This is a genomic window from Haloferula sargassicola (assembly GCF_040362925.1).
In the GTDB taxonomy this organism is placed as follows: domain Bacteria; phylum Verrucomicrobiota; class Verrucomicrobiia; order Verrucomicrobiales; family Akkermansiaceae; genus Haloferula; species Haloferula sargassicola.
Window position 1 is genome coordinate 131,760 of sequence record NZ_BAABRI010000014.1, and the last position, 19,856, is coordinate 151,615.

Consider the following 19,856-nt stretch of genomic DNA (forward strand, 5'->3'; position numbering starts at 1 on the left):
CGCCCGCTCCTCAGGCGAAAGCCCGCAGGAAGCCGACCTCCAGCGCCAGCTGCTCCTGGGCGTTGGTGTCCAGCGTGCCACGCAGCTCGCGCAGGGCATCGATCCCCGCCACCAGCCGCGGCAACTCCTCCCGGGCGGCCACCGCGGAGGTGGCGGCCTGGCTTTCAGGCAGCTCGATGCCTCCGGCTCCGACCTTGGCCCGCAAAACATCGGCCATCCACGATTGCAGCAGCTCGAACAGGCGGGACCGGTCACTGAGGTAGTCCGACTCCGCCACGGCCTTCAGCGCCTCCTCGCGGCGCTTCAGCCAGTCGCCTTCCACGGCCTGCTTGAGCGCCTTCTCCTCCTCCTTCAGCACTTCCTTCATGCCGGCCTCCGCCTGGGCCTTGATGTCGGTCAGGACCTCGCTGAAGCACGCCTTCAGCCCCAGGGCCACCTCGGGCGATCCCAGCCCCACCTCGGCCAGCCCGTCCAGTGCCGCCAGCAGCGTGCGACCGTTGTCATCCCGCTCCGCCGTTCCCCCCATCAGCGGCAGGCGGACGCAGCGGGACAGCACCGTGGGCAGCAGGCTGCCCGGGTTTTCGGACAACAGCAGCAGCAAGGTCCTGGGCGGCGGCTCCTCGAGCGTCTTCAGAAACGCATTTTCCGAAGCCGGCATCATCCGGTCGGCATCGCAGATCACCCCCACCTTCCAGGTTCCGGGCCCGGCGACCACGTGCAGCGACTTCTCCAGCTCGCGGATCGAATCGACCGTGATGCGCCGGGATTTCGACTGCGGACGCACGATCCGCACCCACTCCCCGGCCAGCTCGTCCAGCGGCGGGGCCTCGGTTTTCACCGCCTCGCCGAAAAGATCCATGCCGCCTCCCCCGCCGCCTTGCAGAAGCTGGATCACCCGCGCGGCCAGCGATTCCTTGCCGGATTCCCTCGTGCCCGTGATCAGGAACGCATGGGCCAGCCGGCCCCGGTCGTGGGCTGCCTCGATCAGTTCGAACGCGCGGTCTTCGGTGAATGCCATCCGCCGCCGATGCTGGCCGCCGCGGCCCGGCGCGGCAACGGCAAAGCGGTCTCAACCTCGCTCGGTCGCCATCCAGTCCTCCAGGTCCGGAATCCGGATGCCGGTCGCGCCGAAGGCCAGTGCCGTCGTCAGCACCATGCGGTCGTTGCTGGCCACCCGCACCTCGTCGCCTTTCATGGAAAACCGGGCCGCGATCCGCTCCACGACCGTATCCGCCGTTTCCGTGCCCTTCGAGTAGACGACCATGATGCCGTCCTCCTTGCAGCCCTGGAAATTCCGCTCCCGCTGGCGGCCATCGAACACCACCACCACCGCCCAGCCCGAGCGGTCGCCAAGGTCACGCAGCCGGCGCACCAGCTCGAGCCGCGCCAGGTGGCGGGTCGGCCCCTGGTGCAGCTCCCGCAGTTCGTCGATCGCGAAGATCGCGCTGTGACCATCCACCACCAGCAAGCGTTCCATGCCGCCCAACAAAAACGGGCCGGCCGCCCTTGGCAACCGACCCGGGTAAAAGTTCCTCCGAAGAACAAATCACTCTTCTTCCGAAGGATCGCCCTCTTTCTTGGCGGCGGTCTTCTTGGCGGGCGCCTTTTTGGCAGGGGCCTTCTTGGCCGTTTTCTTGGCCGCGGCCTTCTTGGCCGGCGCCTTCTTGGCAGCGGCTTTCTTGGCGCCCGGGCGTTTTTTCACCACCCCGCTCAGCTTCGCCTGCTCCTTCTTCCGCTTCAGGTAGTTCTTCCTGCGGGTCCGCTTGATGACTTTTTTGTGCTGCTGTCCCATGGTTCTGGTGGCGAGCGGTTTAAAACGGGCGCCGACCCCCTAGCAAGGGGAATCTCGGCGGCAGCGAGCCCCCGGGCCCGGACGGGAAGGCGAAATCAACCGCATCCGGGCCTCGCCAAGTTGTCCTACAAATGAAAGCCTCCCGGTGACGTCGCGTAGTTGCACCCACTCCCATGCTCAAAACCCTACTGCTCTCCCTTTGCCTTCTCGGCTTGCTGCCCGCCGCCGAGGAAGGCTTCGCCCCGCTCTTCAACGGCAAGGACCTGACCGGCTGGCACCGGGTCAATGGCGACGGCGAATACACCGTGGAAAACGGTGAGATCGTCGGCACCGGCAAGCACGTGAAATCCAACACGTTCCTGCGCACCGACAAGACCTACGGCGACTTCGATTTCCGCTTCGAGTTCAAGTTCGACGACCTTTCCGGCAATTCCGGCATGATGTTCCGCGGGCTCCAGAAGCCTGGCGAGGATGGCCGCGTCCACGGCTACCAGTGCGAGCACGACAACGGCAAGGACCGCGCCTGGACCGCCGGCCTCTACGATGAAGCCCGCCGCGGATGGCTGGTGCCGGACAAGGACGACGCGAAGGAGGCGAAGGCCTTCACCGCACAGGGCAAAAAGCTCATCAAGTGGGACGACTGGAACGAGATCCGCATCGTCTGCAAGGACCGCCATTTGCAGATCTGGCTGAATGGCGAGGAGCGCGTCGATTTCACCGACGAGGCTCCCGAGTTCACACCCGAGGGCTTTTTCGCCCTCCAGGTCCATGCCGGCGATTCCTGCCACGTCCGCTGGCGCAACCTGCGGATCAAGGAACTCTGATGCGCTTCGCCATCTGCAACGAGATCTACGGCGAGGTTCCGCTGGCGGAGTCGGCGCGGCTCGCCGCGGCCCACGGCTACGGCGGACTCGAGATCGCTCCGTTCACGCTCGGCCCGCAGCCCCTTTCCCTGTCGGAAAAGGAAGCCCGTGCGCTCGGCGACCAGGTCCGGGATGCCGGCGTGGAAGTGGTGGGGCTCCACTGGCTGCTGGCCAAAACCGAGGGCTATCACCTCACCACGCCCGACCGCGAAGTGCTCGCGGCGACCACCGACTACGCCCGCCGGCTGGCCGACCTGTGCCACGCCCTCGGCGGAAACCTCATGGTCTGGGGCAGCCCGCAGCAGCGCTCGCTGGAGCCGGGCTGGGATTACGAAGGCGCCTTCAGCCGCGCCGCCGGGGTGCTGCGCGCCGTTGCCGAGCACTGCGGACCGCTCGGGGTCACGATCGCCATGGAGCCCCTCGGCGCGGTGGAGACGAACTTCCTGACCACCGCCGCGGAAACGATCCGGCTCTGCCAGGCCGTCGATCATCCCGCCTGTCGGCTCCACCTCGATGTGAAGGCGATGAGCTACGAGGCATGCCGTATTTCCGAGGTCATCCGCGCCAACCGCGAATGGACCGTCCACTTCCACGCCAACGATCCAAACCTCTACGGGCCCGGCATGGGCGAGGTGGACTACAGACCCATCGTCGAGGCCCTGCACGAGACCGGCTATGACGGCTGGGTTTCCGTCGAGGTGTTCAAATACGATCCTTCCCCCGAAGAGGTCGCCCGCACCAGCCGGGAGAACCTCCGCCGGTTCTTCGGCGACTGATTTTTTCCAAAACCCATGTCCGACCGCGAAACCCAGCTCCTCGACGAGGCCCAGTCCAAGGGCCCGATCGGCAAGTTCCTGATCTACGCCCGCATGTCCGGCCCCGGCTGGCTGCAGGGTGCCATCACCCTCGGCGGCGGCTCGCTCGCCGGCGCGCTCTACCTCGGCGTCATCGCCGGCTTCGGCCTGATGTGGCTGCAGCCGCTGGCGATGATCTGCGGCATCATCATGCTGTCGGCCATCGCCTACGTCACCCTTAGTACCGGGCGGCGGCCGTTTCACCAGATCAACCGCCACCTCCACCCGCTGCTCGGCTGGTCGTGGCTGGCCGCCACCGTGCTCGCGAACATGGTGTGGATCATGCCCCAGTTCTCGCTGGCGACCGCCGCCATCCAGCAGAATCTGTTTTCCGAGTCGGTTCCGCAGGGGGCGATCATCACGGTGCTGTTCCTGATCGGGATGGGCGTCAACTGGCTCTACCAGTCCGAGGGCGCCGGGGCGAAAGCCTTCGACCTCGTGATCAAGATCATGGTTGGCGTGATCGTGCTGTCGTTCTTCGCCGTCGTCGTCGCGCTCACCAAGGCCGGCAACCTCGACTGGAGCGCCATCTTCAAGGGCATGGTGCCGGATTTCTCGCTGCTGTTCCGGCCGGCCCAAGGCTTCACCGGGTTGATCGCTTCCTCGTCCAATCCCGAGTGGTGGGCCAAGCGGATCGCCGACGACCAGCGCGACATCATCATCGCCGCCTTCGGCACCGCGGTCGGCATCAACATGACCTTCCTGCTGCCCTACACCCTGCTCAAAAAACGCTGGGGCAAGCGCCACCGCGGGCTGTCGATCACCGACTTGTCCGTCGGCCTGTTCATCCCCTTCTTCCTCGCCACCTCCTGCGTGGTTATTGCCGCTGCGGCTTCGTTTCATACGAAGTCCGATGACGTCGCGCCTGGTGCGGGAAAAGCCATGCTGCTCAAGCTGCCGGCCATCGTTTCCGAAATGGAGGAGTTTTCCGGTCCGTCGGCCTTGGAATTCGACGCCCATGCCGACCAGTTGCTCGCCGCCTTGCCGGAGTCCGACCGCAAACTCGCCGACATGCTGGTCATCCGCGATGCCAACGCGCTGGCCATCACGCTCGAGCCCTTCGCCGGGAAAACCATCGCCCAGAAGATCTTCGGCATCGGCGTGCTCGGCATGGCGCTCTCCACCATCGTCATCCTCATGCTGATGAACGGCACCGCCTTCCTCGAGGCTTTCTCACCAGCCCCCCGGCCGGGCACGCAGAGCGACACCATGCCGCGGAACAGGCCGATCTTTTTCCTCGGCTGCGCCATGTCCGGACTTTCCGGCTGCTGCTTCCCGCTGGCCTGGACCGGCGCGTCGAAAGCCTTCCTCGCCGTGCCCACATCGGTGATCGGCGGATCACTGATCCCCATCGCCTACTTCACCTTCCTGCTGATGATGAATTCCCGCCGCATCCTCGGCGACCAGCGACCGCGCGGAGCCAAGCGCGTACTCTGGAACACGCTCATGATCCTCGCCACCGGCATCGCCACCGCCGGCTCGATCTGGGTGCTGCATGGGAAAACCTCGTCACCCGGCTGGCAGGGCACCGCCGCCTGGGCCGGCCTTGCCTTCCTCGCGATCCTCTTCACCGTCGGCTCGGCCTCGTTTTTTCGGAATGAAAAGCTCGGCCGTTCTCCTGAAGCCTGAACCCACCCAAGATCCACGCACTCCATGAAATTCGGTATCATCGGCGCCGGCATGATCGGCCGCTTCCACGCCCGCGCCATCCAGGCCATGGCCGGCGGCACGCTCCACTCCGTTTACGCAAAGCGCCCCGAGGCCGCGGAGGAGTTCGGTTCCGAGTTCGGCGTCCGGGCAAGCAGCGACCTCGATGCCTTCCTCGCCGACCCGGAGCTGGACATCGTCACCATCGCCACGCCGTCCGGCGCGCACCTCGAGCCAACCCTCGCCGCGCTGGCCGCCGGCAAGCATGTCGTTTGCGAAAAGCCGCTCGAGATCACGCCCGACCGCATCGACCAGATGATCGGAGCCGCTGCCGCCGCGCAGAAGACTCTCGCGGCCATTCTCAACCGCCGCTTCCACCCGGCCATGGATGCTTTCAAAAGGGCCGCCGATGACGGCCGTTTCGGACGCCTCACCTCGGCCTCCGCCTATATCAAGTGGTTCCGCGATCAGGCCTACTACGACTCCGCCGAGTGGCGCGGCACCTGGGCGCTCGATGGCGGCGGCGCGTTGATGAACCAGTCGATCCACACCATTGATGCCCTCCTGCACCTCGCCGGACCCGTGAAGTCCGTGCAAGCCAATACCGCCTGCCTCGCCCACCAGCGGATTGAGGTCGAGGACATCGCCGTGGCCATCCTCGAGTTCGAGAGCGGCGCGCGCGGCGTCATCGAGGGCTCCACCTGCACCTGGTCGAAGGACGGCCACCCCGCCCGCGTGCAGCTCTGCGGCACGGATGGCTCCGTGTTTCTCGCCGACGAGGCCTTCGAGCTGTGGGATTTCCGCGAGGAAAAACCGGAGGACGAAGAGGTCCGGCGAAGCTTCATGAAAGGCGCCGCCGCCGGGCTGGGCGCCAACGACCCCAAGGCCATCGGCTTCCTCCAGCACCAGCGGAACTTCGAGGAGGTCGTCGCGGCCATCACCGAAGGCCGCGAACCCGCCACCTCCGCCAGCGAGGCCCGCAAGTCGGTCGCGCTCATCCACGCCATCTACGAGAGTGCCGGTAGCAACGGTGCCAGAATCACCCTTTGATCATGCCATTCACTCCCAAGCTCACCGGTTTCGCCGACGAAGCCTCGCGCGATCTCGAAAAACAAATCGCCGCCACCCGGGAAATCGGTTGGTCCGCCATTTCCGCCCGGATGATCGGTGGAAAAAACATCCACGAACTGGAGCAGGACGAGTTCGACCGCGTGGCCAACCGGCTCGACGAAGCCGGCATCACCGTCCCCGAGTTCGGCTCGCTGATCGCCAACTGGGGCAAGACCATCGACTCGGATTTCGCCATCACCCTGGCCGAGGTCGAGCGCGCCATCCCGCGGATGCAGCGGCTCGGCACCCGGCTGGTCCGCATCATGTCCTACGCCCAGGAACCCTGGGGCAGCGACCAGCACGAGCAGGAACGCTTCCGCCGGCTACGCGAAATCGTGACCCGCTTTTCCGAAGCCGGACTGACAGCCGTCCACGAGAACTGCATGAACTGGGGCGGCTTCTCGGCCGAGCATTCACTCCGCCTCGTCGAGGAAATCCCCGGCCTGAAGCTGGTCTTCGACACCGGCAATCCCGTCTTCCAGCGCGACCGTTCAAAGCCCGAACCGTTCCCCTGGCAGGACCCCTTCGAGTTCTGGGAAAAGGTCCGCGACCACGTCGTCCACATCCATGTGAAAGACTGCCTCAACCCCGTTTCGGACGGAGTCGAACCGGAATACACCATGCCCGGCAAGGGCCAGGCGAAGCTGCGCGAAATCCTCGCCGACGCCCAATCGCGCGACTACGACGGCTGGATCGCGATCGAACCCCACGTCGCCACCGTTTTCCACGCCCCGGATCCGGACGCGGTCGACTGGCAGCAGTGCTACGACTCCTACGTCGAATACGGCCGTCGCTTCGAAGCGCTGCTTGCGGAAATCTGAGCGAGGAGCAAGGGTGGTCATGGTGATTCCAGTGACACCCTCTCTCCAGCAGCGGCTCGCAGTGCGCGAACGTCCCTCGCGGCGCTGCGTGATGCGGCAGCGCTGGTCGGGCCTTCTCTTTCTCCATTGGAGGGTCGATCCCGAGCAGCTCCGGCCGAAGCTGCCCCCCGGACTTCACCTCGACCTCCATCAGGGGGAGGCATGGCTCGGCATCGTGCCCTTTTTCATGGACCGGGTCCGCCCGACCGGAATGCCGCCCGTTCCAGGCCTCTCGTGGTTTCGCGAACTCAATGTTAGAACCTATGTCCACGATGACCGCGGCCTGCCCGGAGTCTGGTTTTTCTCGCTCGATTGCGACCAGCCACTGGCCGTCGAGATCGCACGCGCACGCTTCCATTTGCCCTACGAGCATGCCTTCATGACCGCCAGCCGCAGGGATGTCGAAATCCGATACGCCTGCCGCCGAAAGAACCGGAAGGAGACCGCCCACTTCGCCTACTCGCCCGCCGGGCCAGCGGTGCCAGCCGATCCCGGCTCGCTCGATTTCTTCCTGGCAGAGCGCTACCTGCTTTTCTCGCAATCGCGGGATGGCCGGATTTTTTCCGGCCAGGTCCATCACTCACCATACCTGCTCGAGCCTGCCCGCTGCGGCACGTGGTCACCCCTTCCCGCGGTCTGGGATGGCATCGAGCTTCCTGACCGGCCGCCGGACTCCTCGCTCTACGTCGACCATGTCGATGTCTCGGTGTTCTCCCTTCAAACCCTTCCGACATGCGTGGCATCCCGCTGATTCTCGCCCTGCTCACCATCCCCGCGTTCGCCGGCATGACGGTGATCACCCTGACCGATGCCGCCCGGGCCCGGCTCGATGTGCTCTCGTTTTTCATCGCGGCTTATCTGTTTCTCGGTCTTGCCGTGAAGGCCCTCTGGAATTCCCTGTCGAAGTCGTTCCCGAAGATGCCGCGGCTGACCTATCGCCAGGCGCTGGCCCTGCTTCTTCTCTCCGGACTGTTCCTCTATGTGATCCTCACGATGATTTCAGGTGCCCGGGAGCTGCTCACCCCCGGGGCGTGGGAAAAGCAGGGAATCGGCTACCGGGTCCGCGCGGACCCATCGACCTCGGAGTCCAGGGAAGAACGCCGAAAGCGACTTGAAGAGCTTCGCGATGCCCTGTGGCGCTATGCCGAGACCCACGACGGAGCACCTCCCCTCAGCCCCTTTTCCGGCGAGATTCCGCGCGAGCGGTGGAGGGTGCCCGGTGGCTATCTCGGTTACAGGAAGCCGGAACAAATCGCGACGGACCGGGCACCCATCGTTTACGAACCCGCTTCTGCCGGGCCGCGGAGATATGTCCTGCTCAATGACGGGTCCATCGTCGATTGGTCGGAAGGCAAACTGAATGCAGAACTCGAAAAGCGGTGGAATCCGTAGCGCCAGACGCCCGGCGGAAGAAGTTCCGCCCGCTGCTCGTCATCGCCCTTGCCCTGTTCGGCTGGGCCTTCTTGCTCGGATTTGGACCCGTCGTCTGGCTGCTCCTCCTGGGATGGCACCTGGCGACCGGATGGATCCGACATCCATGGGTCAACTTTCCCCATCTGGATTGGGATCCTCTGACCCTCGCCCTTTCGATCGGCTCAGCGACCTTGGCCATCTTTCTTCTCCACCGCTTCATTCGGCGGCATTGGGCGCAGCGATTCTCGGTGACCTTGCGGATCGCGGCCACGCTGCTCACCGCGACCGCCGCCGCCATCGCCATGACGGGAATTGTCCATGAGCTCGCCTGGCTGGGACGCTCGAAGGTGATCACGACCAACCACCGGTTCTCCAAAACGCACACCGTCTCAAGTGCCAGACAACTCCACCTCATTCTGACCGAACTGGCTGAGGAGGGCGTTTTTCCAAGAACCGTCGAGGAGATTGTCGAGTTCTATCCAGCGGCGTTGCCTGTCATCTCCTACCGCATCGAGTCAGAAAACGATCGTCGTGAGCCATTCAGTCTGCTCCAGCCGGGGGCAGATCTGAGGAAACTTCCACCCCGGACGCCCGTCATTGCTGCCTTCGGTCTCGAGGAGTCACGGCACTTGATCGTTTACGCCGATGGAACCACCGAGTTCGTGCCAGCCTACCGATTTGAAGCCCTCCTCTCGCCATGAACCGCCCCAATTCCGCATCTCGTGGCTGGGCTCCTCTTGTCTACGGGACCGCGATCCTCATCGCCTTATTTTTCCTTTTATCCCAGCTTGCCATCCTGGGGCCGTTCACCTTTCAGGCGATCGGACACGGCTTCGCCGGCTGGATCTTCTTCCTCCGACGAAATCTCGGCCAGTTCACGCTCGATCCCGCGATTCTTTTCAGCGGGCTGATAGCTGGATTGGCGGCACTGGTGGTCCTCCACCTCGTCATCACCCGGATCTTTCGGCCACCCCCCTGGCGCCTAGCCCACTCCCTCGCGGTGATGGCAGCCACGGTCGTTCTCTTCTTCGCCTCATTTCTCGTCCCCGGGATCGCGATGCTGCTTCGCGCTCCCATGGCGGAGGGCTGGACGAAAAGGCAGTCGGGCGGTGCGAGTCTCACGGATCTCAGGCTTCACGAACTGTATCAATACCTCCATGAAGGTGCTTCCGAGCATCGATGGTTCCCTGACTCACTGCCCCCTCAAAGCGGAAAGGCCTACCGCATCCCGTCATCGATGCGAGCTTCCCTCATGTATCCCGCAGCGGGAATGCCTTTCACGGATGACCCGGAAGTTCCGCTATTGATCCTGCCGCTTTCGGAAATCGACTCCTACCGCGTCCTGTTCGCCGATAGTAACGTCTCCACGATTCCAGCGGACCAACTGGATAACCTCCTCGATCGATCCACCAAGCGGTTTCAATCCCCTTATGACCGCTAGTCAGACCGCCTCAGGCTTGAGCGTGCCCACATAGGGCAGGTTCCGGTAGCGGCCCTGGTAGTCGAGGCCGTAGCCGATGACGAACTCGTCGCCGATGAAGAAGCCGACGTAGTCCGCCTCCACGTCCGCATTGCGCTCCTTGTCCTTGGCCAGCAACACCGCCGTTTTCACCTGCGCGGCGCCCTCTTCCTTCAGTCGATCCACCACCGCCTTCAGGGTCAGGCCGGTGTCGAGGATGTCATCGAGCACCAGCACCTGGCGCCCCTTGACCTCGGGCAGCTTGTGATCCAGGAAATTCACCGTGCCGGTCGTTTCCATGCCTCCGTGGTAGCTCGCCACGTTGATGCACTCGATTTCCAGCATCCGCGGCAACCGCCGGGTGAGGTCCGCCGCAAAGACCAGCGCGCCTTTCAGCAGGACCACCACCTGGATCACCTCGCCGGGAAAATCCTTCTCAATGTGGCGGGCCAGCACGTCCAGCCGCTTGTCGATCACGTCCTCCGCGATCAGCACCCGTTCGACATCGTCTTCCATCCGTTCAGCGTTCGCGTTCGATGCGGTAGATCGTGGTGCCCGGGCGGTGAAGGTTCAAGCGATCGATCGCATGAAGCTCCAGGTACTCCGGATCCTCGCGCATCGCATCGAGCGCCGCCTGCGAGTCCTCCTTTTCGGCGACCACTTTTTTTTCCGCCTCCAGCACCCGCTCGAGTTCCTCGTGTTTCTCGGCCAGCTTCCGATATTGCGGCAGCGCCGAGGCCACCGTCAGCGCGCCGAGGCTGGTACCGAGCACACAGAGGATCACGCTGTTCATGCCCCGGATGACTTTCGTCTGGGCACGCAGGCGACTGATTTTCGCTCGGGGAACTGGCGGTTTCTCGGACAAGGACGGCACACGCTTAGCAAATCCGAACCATTTGGGAAACCGTTTTTCGTTCGGGAAATATGCTAGGTGGCAGGTCATCCGCACATCTCCTCATCCTTCGCGCGTCGCCTCCGCGATTTCCCGTCGGCCATTGACCGGCGGGGGCGGTCCGCCTTAGTTCAGTGCCGCCATCCAATACGCCAAAGCATCCATGAAGGACCCCATCACCATCTCCATCACCGGCGCCGCCGGAAACATCGGTTACGCCCTCCTTTTCCGCATCGCCTCCGGCTCCGTCTTCGGCGCCGACCAGCCGGTCAATCTCCACCTGATCGAGATCGAGCCCGCCCTTCCGGCCCTCCAGGGCGTGGTGATGGAACTCGACGACTGCGCCTTCCCGCTGCTCAAGAATATCGTCGCCACCGCCGATCTCGCCGAAGGCTTCAAGAACGCCGACTGGGCGCTGCTCGTCGGCTCCGTCCCGCGGAAGGCCGGCATGGAGCGCAACGACCTGCTCGGCATCAACGGCAAGATCTTCACCGGCCAGGGCCAGGCGATCGCCGCCAATGCCAAGCCGACCTGCAAGACGCTCGTCGTCGGCAACCCCTGCAACACCAACTGCCTGATCGCGATGTCCAACGCGACCGGCCTGCCGAAGAACCAGTTCTTCGCCATGACCCGTCTCGACGAAAACCGCGCCAAGTCGCAGCTCGCCGCCAAGGCCGGCGTCCACTCTTCGCAGGTCACCAACCTCTGCATCTGGGGCAATCACTCCGCCACCCAGTATCCCGACTTCGTCCACGCCAAGATCGACGGCAAGCCGGTCACCGAGGTCATCAGCGACCGCGAATGGCTCGAGGGCGAGTTCATCGCCACCGTCCAACAGCGCGGTGCCGCCATCATCAAGGCCCGCGGCGCTTCCTCCGCCGCCTCCGCCGCCAACGCCGCGCTCGACACCGTCATGGCCCTCAGCACGCCGACCGCGGAAGGCGATTGGCACAGCGTCGCCATCTGCTCGAACGGCGAATATGGCATCGAACCCGGCATCATGGCTTCCATGCCCATCCGCACCAAGGCCGACGGCTCATGGGAAGTCGTCGAGGGCCTCGAAATCGACGACTTCAGCCAGGGCAAGATCGACGCCACCATCGCCGAGCTCAAGGAAGAGCGCGACGCCGTCAAGGACCTGATCCCCGGCTAAGGAGAGCGAGTTTCCAACTGCCTTCTTCGATCATTCTCAACCGCCCGGCTTCCCTACGGAAGCCGGGCTTTTTCGTGCTCTCATTTCGACGTTCAAGGTTGGACGTCCGAGCCGCATTGTCCCACCGTCCCCGCGTGCCCGCACCCCTGACCATCGCCGACCGCACGTTTGATTCCCGCCTTTTCCTCGGCACGGGGAAATTCTCGTCCAATGAGTCGATGCGCGACGCCCTCGCCGCGTCCGGCACCCGGATCGTCACCGTCGCCCTGCGCCGCGCCGACCTCTCCGGCGGCCACGACCCCTTCGCCAACATCCTCGATTTCATCGATCCGGAAAAATACCTGCTGCTGCCCAACACCAGCGGCGCAATGAACGCCGAGGAGGCCGTCCGGCTCGCCCGCCTCGCCGTCGCCGCCGGCTTGCCGAAATGGGTGAAGCTCGAGATCCACCCGGACCCGACCTACCTCCTTCCCGACCCCATCGAGACCCTCAAGGCCGCCGAGATCCTCGTCAAAGAAGGCTTCACCGTGCTGCCCTACATCAATGCCGACCCGGTGCTCGCCAAGCGGCTCCAGGAGGCCGGCACCGCCACCGTCATGCCACTCGGCGCGCCGATCGGCTCGAACCGAGGCATCGCCACCCGCGACCAGATCCGCATCATCATCGACCAGGCCACCGTGCCGGTCGTGGTCGATGCGGGCATCGGCGTTCCCAGCCACGCGGCCGAGGCCATGGAACTCGGTGCCGACGCCGTCCTCGTCAACACCGCCATCGCCATCGCGCCCGACCCCGTCCGCATGGCCCGCGCCTTCCGGCTGGCTGTTGAAGCCGGCCGCGAAGCCTTCGAGACCGGCCTCCCCGACCGGCTCGACCAAGCCAGCGCCACCAGCCCCATCGACGCCTTCCTGCACTCCTGAAGTGGACCCTCTCCACTCGACCAGGGACGGAACAACGAAACGGTCGAAAAGGCCGAAATCTGAAGGGCGCAGTATCGGAGCGCCGGCTTCAGCCGGCGCGAATTCAGACTCATTACCACCCTCCTCCCCTCCTCCGCCTGCAGGAACCTCAGCAAGCCTTCCCCGGTCTGCAGCAGCAACTCCCCGCCGTCCCCGACTCCCTGCACAGCCCCTGCAACCTTCTTGCCCCGCCCCTTAAACTGCGGCGATTCATCGCCGCTTTCCCCCCGACGATTCATCGTCGCCCCCGCTCTCCGCTCCCCGCCCCTCCTTCAAAGGCAAACCTCACCCATCCTCCACATTCCGACACTGCGTCGCGATGCAATCGCCGATAGCCTGGATCGTCGCCGCATCCAGCCCCGGCCCGCGCCCTAGCCCTGGGATCCGGCTCGCGATCCCTTTCGCCGACTGCACGCCGCAAGTCCGATAGTCATCGCATTTCACGAACCAGCCGGGAATCACTGGCACTTGTAGCGGCAGGCCCTCATTTCACCTCACTCTTTTTCTCCTCATCAAACATCAGCACCCGGCACTTCTTTTCCAGATGCGCGGCGATCCTATCGATCTCCGATTCCGACAAGCGGACCTCCTGCCTAGCAAGATACGCCGCCGTCTCCCGAGGTTCCCGGATCGACCGGGAGGACTCCATGCTCGGATAAACCACACTCCACCCCGGCATCACCACCAGCGGCTCCACAAACTTCACTGGAGCTGCATTCTCGTTGCAATCCACCTGCAAAGCTCGTGCCTGACGTCGGGCTTGCTTGAGAAAAGCTTCCTTCCGCCCGTCGGGCATGACGACCGTTTCGCCTTCAACCCTGACGGTGTTCACCTTTCCTCTGACTTTCTTAACCTTGGATCTCGTCTTCGTCTCAATGGCCCACACCCCGCCGGGCCCCACTGCGACGTGGTCAATGTTGAACGCCTTCCCGATGTCGCCCGTCATTGGCACATCATGAAACACTCGCCAGCCCTGCGCCACCAGAGGTTGCAGGGCCTCCGCCACCGCGCATTCGCCGAGAAATCCTAGCCGGGCGGTTCTCGCCGCCTGAAATGCCCTCTTGAATTGCCAGAGGAAATAGACCATCGCAAGAACCGCCACCAAACCCGCGCCGACTGCAATCGCTCCACGGTTCGAGAGAATGACGTAGGCAATTCCGGCCCAAAAGGTCGGCAGCATTCCAGTGATCGCAGCAAGATCGAACATGGCGTCCTGCCGCCTCTCCAAGCAACCCCAACCCGGAGGTCGAAGAATCCCTTCGTGAAAAGGCTCACGGAACCGCCTCCGCCAGCGATTCCGAGAAAACACCATCAAACCTATCATCACGCCGGACACGATCGTCATTGTGACCATGATCGCCACTTCACCAGCTACGAAACTCCATCTCATCTTGTTGGCTTCAGTAATTCGCTGCTAGCAAGTGCCTGGTCACGAATTCAATCCCGTCGCCCGGCTCCCGTGCTTTCGCATCTCCAAGTGCTCGATCTGGATGACCTCGGCCTGCGACATGACACCTGAAAGAGTTCTGACGATAGACCATTGGAAATTCCCAGGGTCGAGCGACTCGAGCTTCACATTTCCTCCGCGACCGTTTCTAGCGTAGTCCTTCCAACGATTCCACAGACCACTTCTCCCATACGCGGACCCTATATAGATCGACCCCGTAGAAAGATCGGTGATCCGGTAGATCGCTGCGGTGAACTTTAGGGCGGAAACCCAATCCGGATGGGAATCGGGGTGATCGAAGATTCTCCTCAATTGCTCCCAAGAGAGGATCACGTTTTGGTAACCAGGGAACGAGGTCACGCGTCCCGGCGGGAGAATTTCATCGACCTCCAGATCCCTCCTTTGAACCCACGCCAGTGGAGCTCGCCATCTCACTCGAAGACGACCCCGGAGGTCATCGAATTCGTGGCGCGGTTCCAGATCATACCAAATTCGTTGACTCCATTCCGTCAGGGGAACCTTCAAAAACCCAGGTGCCCGCACGTGATCCTCCTGGGTGAAGTCTCTCGATCCCAGAACCCGATACACGCCATGGAATTCCGTGTTTCCTTCCGGCGTAGCGAAAAACGAGACAATGAAATCACACCCATGGAAGGGACGCTTCTTGCGTGTCTGCTCCCCTTGATAAAAGTCGAATTCTCCTTCCTTGACCATGGTCTGAAGCGACTTCAACGGGTGATCGACATGGCGGACCAACTTCACCCGGTCGAACGAGCCCTCCAATCCGAGCGCCGCCAGCAGTTGCTTGATCGAGATCATCTTCAGGTCTCCTCAAAGTAATCGGAATCGATTCGTTTGAGCGCGATCGTTCGGATCGTGGAAACGCCGATGTTGTGCTCGATCATCAGCGAGGCCAACCGGGCCCCATCAATGAGGATCACCTTCTGCGACACGGCATTGGCGAACTCGACGGCGTTCTTATTGAAGTCGCTGGTCGTGATGAAAATCCCCTTCTGTGCCTGCTTGCCCGCAAGCGCACCGACAAAGCTTTGGATCTCCACCCGGCCGACCGTGTTCTTCCACCGCTTCGCCTGCACGTAGATCACATCCAGGCCCAGGCGGTCCTCATTGATGACTCCGTCGATGCCTTCATCCCCGGACTTCTTCGTCACCTGAGCCGCCTCCGCACGAGAACCGCCGTAGCCCATGGCAAACAAGAGATCCAACACCACCCGCTCGAAACGATAGGGGTTGATCTGCGAGAGCTGTCCCAGCAACTCCTCACTCAGATCCTCCCTCAGGGTATCTACCGCATTGTCGATCAATTCCTCGGGCGTATCCGGCAACGGCGGCGTGACCACCTCTGTTCCGGTCGGTGACTTGGACTTCTTCTGTCTGGATGCCGCATCCCATGCCTCTTTCCAGCCCTCGATCTGCTTCAGATCATCCACTGTGATCGGTCCGGTGTGACTCTTAAGCTAGTCCACACCCTTCGTGGTGGCTTTGTAGGTGAACTTCGCCACCTTCTCGATGAGTGCCGCTTTCGTGAGGTGACTCATGGCCCACCCCGTCCGATTGGAGATCTTAGGCGCACCGGATGAAATCGCTTCCTGCCGCTCCTCATTCGTAAGGGAGAATTGCTCGATCATCGCGGCGGTCGCAGTCTGCCGGGTGATCTCGGTTCTGCCGGCAAGTTCGAGAATCGGCCACAGGAGTTGGTCAAAGGTGGGAACAGGCATGGTGGGAGTCTTTCACTTTCTACTTTTCACTTCTCACTCGTCACTCCCGCCGGAGGCGGGCAGCAACGCCTCCTCCACCGCGCGGAATTCTTCCAGGGCGGCTTCGAGGCTTTCGACGATCTCGGCCGCCAACTCCGCTGGAGGCGGGAGGTTCTCAGTGTCTTCGAGGCTCTCGTCCTTGAGCCAGAAAATATCCAGGTTCGCCTTATCCCGCGCGACGATCTCGTCGTAGCTGAACTTCTTGAAACGCTCGGTTTCGGTCCGGCTATGGAGAGCGAGTTTGCAACTCGCTGCTGCCTTCCCCCTGCCGGCTTTCTTCCCCCCATAGCACTCCACGAAATCCACCAGGTCCGCCTCCTTCAACGGATTCGTCTTCAGCGTGAAATGCTGGTTGGTGCGGAGGTCGTAGATCCACAGATCCTTCGTCCAAGGCTCCTCGCTGGCGCCCTTCTTCTCGAAGAAGAGGACGTTCGCCTTCACCCCCTGGGCGTAGAAGATGCCGGTGGGCAGCCGAAGCAGGGTGTGGACCTTGCAGCGCTTGAGGAGGTTGCGGCGGATGGTTTCGCCGGCGCCGCCTTCGAAGAGGACGTTGTCGGGGAGGACGACGGCCGCGCTGCCGCCGATCTTGAGTTCGCTGACGATGTGCTGGAGGAAGTTGAGCTGCTTGTTGCTGGTGGTGGCCCAGAACTCGTCGCGCTCGTATTCCTGCTTCTCGGTGGTGATCCGGCCGTCGTCGCCGACGATGGTGTAGCCGCCCTTCTTGCCGAAGGGCGGATTGGCGAGGATCATGTCGAATTTCCGCCCGCTCGGCTTGGCGAGGGCGTCGCCTTCGGTGATGGGGGCCTCGCCGTTGCGGGTGGAACCGATGCCGTGCAGGTAGAGGTTCATGGCGCAGAGGCTGACGACGGCGGGGACGATGTCGTTGCCGTGGAGGACCTGCGTCTTGAGGTGCTTGCGGGCGGCCTTGTCGAGCTGGCGGTGCTGCTGGATGTGGTCGTGGGCGGCGAGGAGGAAGCCGCCGGTGCCGCAGGCGGGGTCGCCGATGAGCTGGCCGGGCTGCGGCTGCATCACCTCGACGATGGCGCGAATGAGGGGGCGCGGGGTGAAATACTGGCCCGCCCCCTTGTCGGAGGAGCTGGCGGTCTTTTCGAGCAGGCCTTCGTAGATGGCGCCCTTGATGTCCACGTCCATGCCGGACCAATCCTCGTCAGCGATCATCTTGATGACGCGGGCGAGGTCGGAGGGGTTGGCGATCTTGTTCTGGGCCTTGCGGAAGATGATGCCGACCAGGCCGGGCTCCTTGCCGAGGTTCTCGAGGGTGTGGCGGTAGTGGACTTCGAGGTCGTCTCCGCTCCGGCTGGAAAGCTCGGACCACTGGAACTCGGCGGGGATCGGGTTGTCGAAGCCCAGCTCGGTCATCTCGTCGGCGAGCTTGAGGAAGAGCAGGTAGGTGATCTGCTTGACGTAGTCGCCGTAACCGACGCCGGCGTTCTTGAGGACGTGGGCGTAGTTCCAGACCTTGGAGACGATGGAGGAGGAGTCGTTGGACATGGAAATCTCTATTCTGGATCGGGTTGCTTGCTCTTGCCTTCGAGGCGCTTCACTTCGCGGTCGAAATCGGAGACGAACTCCTTGTCCTGCCGCTCGCGGAAGGTCTCGAACTCAGCCTCAGCTTTGAGCTTGGCTTCGAGTGCGGACACGCTGCCCTTGTCTTCGAGGATCGGGTAGCTGGAGAGTTCGAGGAAGTTGTTCAGAAAGCCCACCCAATCCGCCATCTTCATGGCGATCTGCCGTTCGGCGCGATTTTCCGCGAGGTCGAGGTAGGCGGAAACGATGCGGTTGAGTTCCTTGATGTGCGCCTCGGAAAGGTAGTTCTTGGCAACCGGGACGTCGCTCTTGAGCAGCTTGCCCTTCGGACCGCCTTTCCAAGTGCTGAGACCCATGTGCGGTTTCGACGCATCGGCGTTCAGGTAAATGGTCTCCGCGGCGGTCTTGCCGGTGATCGCCCAGTGGAGCTTGTTCTGCACGGTCGCGAAGAAATCCCGCGTGATCGGGGCACCCGGATCGTAATCGACCGACAGGGCGTAGATATCGGTGATTTTCTGGTAGAACCGGCGTTCGCTCGCGCGAATTTCGCGGATGCGCTCAAGCAGCTCGTCGAAGTAGTCCTTGCCGAAGGATTTGCCCTGCTTGAGACGCTCATCATCGAGCACGAAGCCCTTGATCACGTATTCCTTCAGGGTCTTCGTCGCCCAGATGCGGAACTGGGTGGCCTGGTAGCTGTTCACCCGGTAGCCGACCGCGATAATGGCGTCCAGATTGTAGAAATCCACCTTGCGGCGGACCTCCCGCGAGCCCTCCCGGCGAACTGTTTCCATTTTGGAAAGAGTTGCCTCCGGCTCCAGTTCGCCGGTCTCGTAGATGTTCTTGAGGTGCTTGTGGATGGCGGGAACGCCGACCTGAAACAAGTCGGCCAGAGCCCGCTGGGTCATCCAGAAGTTCTCGTCCTGATAGACGACCTCGATCCTCTGTTCGCCCTCGGGGGTTTTGTAGAAAATCAGTTCGTGGGCCATGATGGAACGAGGGTGGCAGAAGTGACCCGCCTCTGGGTACGACCAGACAAACTGCGGCGGGACGCCGCAGCCACCTTGTTGGAAAGCTCGGACCACTGGAACTCGGCGGGGATCGGGTTGTCGAAGCCCAGCTCGGTCATCTCGTCGGCGAGCTTGAGGAAGAGCAGGTAGGTGATCTGCTCAACGTAGTCGCCGTAACCAACCCCCGCGTTCTTGAGAACGTGGGCGTAGTTCCAGACTTTGGAGACGATGGCGGAGGCATCGGTAGGCATAGGAAAATTGAAAATGGCGTCAATCCGAACAGTCTAACTCGTTGGCAATAAGCACGTAAATGATGGTTTGACGTCCTACCGCTCGACGCCTACGCTCCCGCGCCAGAAGCGGTCGCTGAAGAGAGTGGCGCGGGAGCGTAGGCGTCGAGCGGTAGGAGCCTGCAAGACAGGCCGGGGTTTGAACGAATGCTTTCCGGCAATTTGCGCAGTTCGGCTCTGATTTTGGATCAGACTGCTCAGAATCAGTTACTTGGCTCCAATAGAGGCACTCGGAGCGCTTCCGGAAAAACTTCCGGCTGTTTCCGGAAAACCTACAATCCGGCAGTCTCCGGAAATCTCCGGAAATTTCCGGCACTTGAGTTGCCGCAAAGTCTTCCTGCCCGGAAGCCGTGCAATTCGCTGAGAAAAAGCAAGTTCGGGAGACGGGTTTCAGCCTCCGGAAACTGTTTCCGGCATTTACCGGAAATTTCCGGCAATCAGTCAGTGAGAGTCTGGCGGACTTCATAGTAGGTGCTTCGGCTGCTCCCAAATCGCTCGATCCATCCGGCACGGGTCAACTCGGCGAGATCGTTGCGAACCGTTTTACCGGAGACGTCTCCTCCAACTCGACTCCCATAATCCTGACTGGTGAATCGCCCTCCAATCTCGGCTTTCTCCAGAAACCGTCGCTGCCGCTCGTTCAACAAAGACGACGATATCTGAGCCGGACCCCGAAAATCGGTCCAATGGTTAAGCTATGATTGTGGAGCGTGGGTTGGTACCGCAAACCGAACCGAACACGCACAAAATGAAAGGCAAACGCAGAAGACACGACCCCGAGTTCAAG

General features: G+C 62.6%; 24 protein-coding genes. 11 read left to right on the plus strand and 13 right to left on the minus strand.

From position 1 onward, the window contains the following. Positions 1 to 10 precede the first annotated feature (10 nt). The 3 genes from ABXH26_RS13260 to ABXH26_RS13270 all read right to left on the minus strand — a co-directional run bounded on the left by ABXH26_RS13260 (position 11) and on the right by ABXH26_RS13270 (position 1,792). Positions 11 to 1,018: a DNA polymerase III delta subunit-related protein gene (locus ABXH26_RS13260; protein ID WP_353567554.1), complete on the minus strand. Its 1,008-nt coding sequence runs from the start codon at positions 1,016 to 1,018 to the stop codon at positions 11 to 13. Positions 1,019 to 1,069: 51 nt separating this feature from the next. Continuing rightward, the gene (locus tag ABXH26_RS13265) at positions 1,070 to 1,477 is read right to left on the minus strand and encodes an NYN domain-containing protein (protein WP_353567555.1); all 408 of its coding nucleotides are present in this window, start codon (positions 1,475 to 1,477) and stop codon (positions 1,070 to 1,072) included. Positions 1,478 to 1,546: 69 nt separating this feature from the next. Next, complete coding sequence (locus ABXH26_RS13270) at positions 1,547 to 1,792, minus strand: hypothetical protein (RefSeq protein WP_353567556.1); 246 nt, start codon at positions 1,790 to 1,792, stop codon at positions 1,547 to 1,549. A 173-nt stretch (positions 1,793 to 1,965) separates the two neighbouring features. Between ABXH26_RS13270 and ABXH26_RS13275 the strand changes: the two genes are divergently transcribed. From ABXH26_RS13275 to ABXH26_RS13315, 9 genes are read left to right on the plus strand one after another with little or no spacing between them, the layout of a single operon-like run. Beyond that, entirely contained in the window at positions 1,966 to 2,616 is a 651-nt protein-coding gene (locus ABXH26_RS13275; RefSeq protein WP_353567557.1) for a 3-keto-disaccharide hydrolase, read from the plus strand. Further along, positions 2,616 to 3,431, plus strand: coding sequence for a sugar phosphate isomerase/epimerase family protein (locus ABXH26_RS13280; RefSeq protein WP_353567558.1), 816 nt, complete (start codon positions 2,616 to 2,618; stop codon positions 3,429 to 3,431). The genes ABXH26_RS13275 and ABXH26_RS13280 overlap by 1 nt, the downstream gene beginning before the upstream one ends. 15 nt (positions 3,432 to 3,446) lie before the next feature. Next, positions 3,447 to 5,138, plus strand: a complete 1,692-nt coding sequence (locus ABXH26_RS13285) for a divalent metal cation transporter (RefSeq protein WP_353567559.1) — start codon at positions 3,447 to 3,449, stop codon at positions 5,136 to 5,138. 24 nt (positions 5,139 to 5,162) lie between these two features. After that, positions 5,163 to 6,206, plus strand: a complete 1,044-nt coding sequence (locus ABXH26_RS13290; RefSeq protein ID WP_353567560.1) for a Gfo/Idh/MocA family protein — start codon at positions 5,163 to 5,165, stop codon at positions 6,204 to 6,206. A gap of 2 nt (positions 6,207 to 6,208) precedes the next feature. Further along, positions 6,209 to 7,087, plus strand: coding sequence for a sugar phosphate isomerase/epimerase family protein (locus tag ABXH26_RS13295; RefSeq protein ID WP_353567561.1), 879 nt, complete (start codon positions 6,209 to 6,211; stop codon positions 7,085 to 7,087). A gap of 31 nt (positions 7,088 to 7,118) precedes the next feature. Further along, positions 7,119 to 7,877, plus strand: a complete 759-nt coding sequence (locus ABXH26_RS13300; RefSeq protein ID WP_353567562.1) for a YqjF family protein — start codon at positions 7,119 to 7,121, stop codon at positions 7,875 to 7,877. Then, positions 7,859 to 8,518 carry a hypothetical protein gene (locus ABXH26_RS13305; RefSeq protein WP_353567563.1) on the plus strand — a complete coding sequence of 220 codons (660 nt, stop codon included), beginning with the start codon at positions 7,859 to 7,861 and terminating at the stop codon, positions 8,516 to 8,518. The genes ABXH26_RS13300 and ABXH26_RS13305 overlap by 19 nt, the downstream gene beginning before the upstream one ends. Then, positions 8,467 to 9,240, plus strand: coding sequence for a hypothetical protein (locus ABXH26_RS13310; RefSeq protein ID WP_353567564.1), 774 nt, complete (start codon positions 8,467 to 8,469; stop codon positions 9,238 to 9,240). Before ABXH26_RS13305 ends, ABXH26_RS13310 begins: the two co-directional genes overlap by 52 nt. After that, the gene (locus tag ABXH26_RS13315) at positions 9,237 to 9,980 is read left to right on the plus strand and encodes a hypothetical protein (protein ID WP_353567565.1); all 744 of its coding nucleotides are present in this window, start codon (positions 9,237 to 9,239) and stop codon (positions 9,978 to 9,980) included. The genes ABXH26_RS13310 and ABXH26_RS13315 overlap by 4 nt, the downstream gene beginning before the upstream one ends. Here the strand turns inward: ABXH26_RS13315 and hpt are convergent, their stop codons facing one another. Both hpt and ABXH26_RS13325 read right to left on the minus strand, forming a co-directional pair. Then, on the minus strand, positions 9,981 to 10,514 hold the full coding sequence (hpt, locus tag ABXH26_RS13320) for a hypoxanthine phosphoribosyltransferase (protein ID WP_353567566.1): 534 nt from the start codon (positions 10,512 to 10,514) through the stop codon (positions 9,981 to 9,983). Between the two features lie 4 nt (positions 10,515 to 10,518). Next, entirely contained in the window at positions 10,519 to 10,791 is a 273-nt protein-coding gene (locus ABXH26_RS13325; protein WP_353567567.1) for a septum formation initiator family protein, read from the minus strand. A gap of 262 nt (positions 10,792 to 11,053) precedes the next feature. On the opposite strand from ABXH26_RS13325, the gene ABXH26_RS13330 reads away from it, so the two are divergent. Together ABXH26_RS13330 and ABXH26_RS13335 are read left to right on the plus strand one after the other, a co-directional pair. Then, positions 11,054 to 12,043 carry a malate dehydrogenase gene (locus ABXH26_RS13330; RefSeq protein ID WP_353567568.1) on the plus strand — a complete coding sequence of 330 codons (990 nt, stop codon included), beginning with the start codon at positions 11,054 to 11,056 and terminating at the stop codon, positions 12,041 to 12,043. A 134-nt stretch (positions 12,044 to 12,177) separates the two neighbouring features. After that, a complete protein-coding gene (locus tag ABXH26_RS13335; protein WP_353567569.1) occupies positions 12,178 to 12,960 on the plus strand; it encodes a thiazole synthase in 783 nt (260 codons plus the stop codon). A 523-nt stretch (positions 12,961 to 13,483) separates the two neighbouring features. Here ABXH26_RS13335 and ABXH26_RS13340 read toward each other — a convergent pair. The 8 genes from ABXH26_RS13340 to ABXH26_RS20600 all read right to left on the minus strand — a co-directional run bounded on the left by ABXH26_RS13340 (position 13,484) and on the right by ABXH26_RS20600 (position 19,716). Further along, positions 13,484 to 14,344: a nuclease-related domain-containing protein gene (locus ABXH26_RS13340; RefSeq protein WP_353567570.1), complete on the minus strand. Its 861-nt coding sequence runs from the start codon at positions 14,342 to 14,344 to the stop codon at positions 13,484 to 13,486. 84 nt (positions 14,345 to 14,428) lie between these two features. Continuing rightward, positions 14,429 to 15,265: a GIY-YIG nuclease family protein gene (locus tag ABXH26_RS13345; protein WP_353567571.1), complete on the minus strand. Its 837-nt coding sequence runs from the start codon at positions 15,263 to 15,265 to the stop codon at positions 14,429 to 14,431. Positions 15,266 to 15,267: 2 nt separating this feature from the next. Then, positions 15,268 to 15,897, minus strand: coding sequence for a restriction endonuclease (locus ABXH26_RS13350; protein ID WP_353567572.1), 630 nt, complete (start codon positions 15,895 to 15,897; stop codon positions 15,268 to 15,270). Positions 15,898 to 15,924: 27 nt separating this feature from the next. Then, positions 15,925 to 16,185, minus strand: coding sequence for a winged helix-turn-helix domain-containing protein (locus tag ABXH26_RS13355; protein ID WP_353567573.1), 261 nt, complete (start codon positions 16,183 to 16,185; stop codon positions 15,925 to 15,927). A gap of 33 nt (positions 16,186 to 16,218) precedes the next feature. Beyond that, complete coding sequence (locus tag ABXH26_RS13360) at positions 16,219 to 17,736, minus strand: class I SAM-dependent DNA methyltransferase (RefSeq protein WP_353567574.1); 1,518 nt, start codon at positions 17,734 to 17,736, stop codon at positions 16,219 to 16,221. Between the two features lie 8 nt (positions 17,737 to 17,744). After that, positions 17,745 to 18,758, minus strand: coding sequence for a virulence RhuM family protein (locus ABXH26_RS13365; RefSeq protein ID WP_353567575.1), 1,014 nt, complete (start codon positions 18,756 to 18,758; stop codon positions 17,745 to 17,747). Beyond that, positions 18,743 to 19,030 (minus strand): type I restriction-modification system subunit M N-terminal domain-containing protein, encoded by a 288-nt coding sequence (locus ABXH26_RS13370; RefSeq protein WP_353567576.1) that lies wholly within the window; start codon positions 19,028 to 19,030, stop codon positions 18,743 to 18,745. Before ABXH26_RS13370 ends, ABXH26_RS13365 begins: the two co-directional genes overlap by 16 nt. Positions 19,031 to 19,506: 476 nt before the next feature. Further along, the gene (locus ABXH26_RS20600; protein ID WP_434783426.1) at positions 19,507 to 19,716 is read right to left on the minus strand and encodes a DeoR family transcriptional regulator; all 210 of its coding nucleotides are present in this window, start codon (positions 19,714 to 19,716) and stop codon (positions 19,507 to 19,509) included. Positions 19,717 to 19,856 lie beyond the last annotated feature (140 nt).

Excerpts from the sequence above, each read along its gene's own strand:
- hpt (WP_353567566.1), bottom strand. The coding sequence starts at position 10,514 with ATGGAAGACGATGTCGAACGGGTGCTGATCGCGGAGGACGTGATCGAC.
- ABXH26_RS13280 (WP_353567558.1), top strand. The coding sequence starts at position 2,616 with ATGCGCTTCGCCATCTGCAACGAGATCTACGGCGAGGTTCCGCTGGCG.
- ABXH26_RS13340 (WP_353567570.1), bottom strand. The coding sequence starts at position 14,344 with ATGACGATCGTGTCCGGCGTGATGATAGGTTTGATGGTGTTTTCTCGG.
- ABXH26_RS13265 (WP_353567555.1), bottom strand. The coding sequence starts at position 1,477 with ATGGAACGCTTGCTGGTGGTGGATGGTCACAGCGCGATCTTCGCGATC.
- ABXH26_RS13365 (WP_353567575.1), bottom strand. The coding sequence starts at position 18,758 with ATGGCCCACGAACTGATTTTCTACAAAACCCCCGAGGGCGAACAGAGG.
- ABXH26_RS13270 (WP_353567556.1), bottom strand. The coding sequence starts at position 1,792 with ATGGGACAGCAGCACAAAAAAGTCATCAAGCGGACCCGCAGGAAGAAC.
- ABXH26_RS13355 (WP_353567573.1), bottom strand. The coding sequence starts at position 16,185 with ATGCCTGTTCCCACCTTTGACCAACTCCTGTGGCCGATTCTCGAACTT.
- ABXH26_RS13360 (WP_353567574.1), bottom strand. The coding sequence starts at position 17,736 with ATGTCCAACGACTCCTCCTCCATCGTCTCCAAGGTCTGGAACTACGCC.
- ABXH26_RS13295 (WP_353567561.1), top strand. The coding sequence starts at position 6,209 with ATGCCATTCACTCCCAAGCTCACCGGTTTCGCCGACGAAGCCTCGCGC.
- ABXH26_RS13290 (WP_353567560.1), top strand. The coding sequence starts at position 5,163 with ATGAAATTCGGTATCATCGGCGCCGGCATGATCGGCCGCTTCCACGCC.
- ABXH26_RS13305 (WP_353567563.1), top strand. The coding sequence starts at position 7,859 with ATGCGTGGCATCCCGCTGATTCTCGCCCTGCTCACCATCCCCGCGTTC.
- ABXH26_RS13330 (WP_353567568.1), top strand. The coding sequence starts at position 11,054 with ATGAAGGACCCCATCACCATCTCCATCACCGGCGCCGCCGGAAACATC.
- ABXH26_RS13345 (WP_353567571.1), bottom strand. The coding sequence starts at position 15,265 with ATGATCTCGATCAAGCAACTGCTGGCGGCGCTCGGATTGGAGGGCTCG.
- ABXH26_RS13275 (WP_353567557.1), top strand. The coding sequence starts at position 1,966 with ATGCTCAAAACCCTACTGCTCTCCCTTTGCCTTCTCGGCTTGCTGCCC.
- ABXH26_RS13370 (WP_353567576.1), bottom strand. The coding sequence starts at position 19,030 with ATGCCTACCGATGCCTCCGCCATCGTCTCCAAAGTCTGGAACTACGCC.
- ABXH26_RS13325 (WP_353567567.1), bottom strand. The coding sequence starts at position 10,791 with ATGAACAGCGTGATCCTCTGTGTGCTCGGTACCAGCCTCGGCGCGCTG.
- ABXH26_RS13285 (WP_353567559.1), top strand. The coding sequence starts at position 3,447 with ATGTCCGACCGCGAAACCCAGCTCCTCGACGAGGCCCAGTCCAAGGGC.
- ABXH26_RS13315 (WP_353567565.1), top strand. The coding sequence starts at position 9,237 with ATGAACCGCCCCAATTCCGCATCTCGTGGCTGGGCTCCTCTTGTCTAC.
- ABXH26_RS13260 (WP_353567554.1), bottom strand. The coding sequence starts at position 1,018 with ATGGCATTCACCGAAGACCGCGCGTTCGAACTGATCGAGGCAGCCCAC.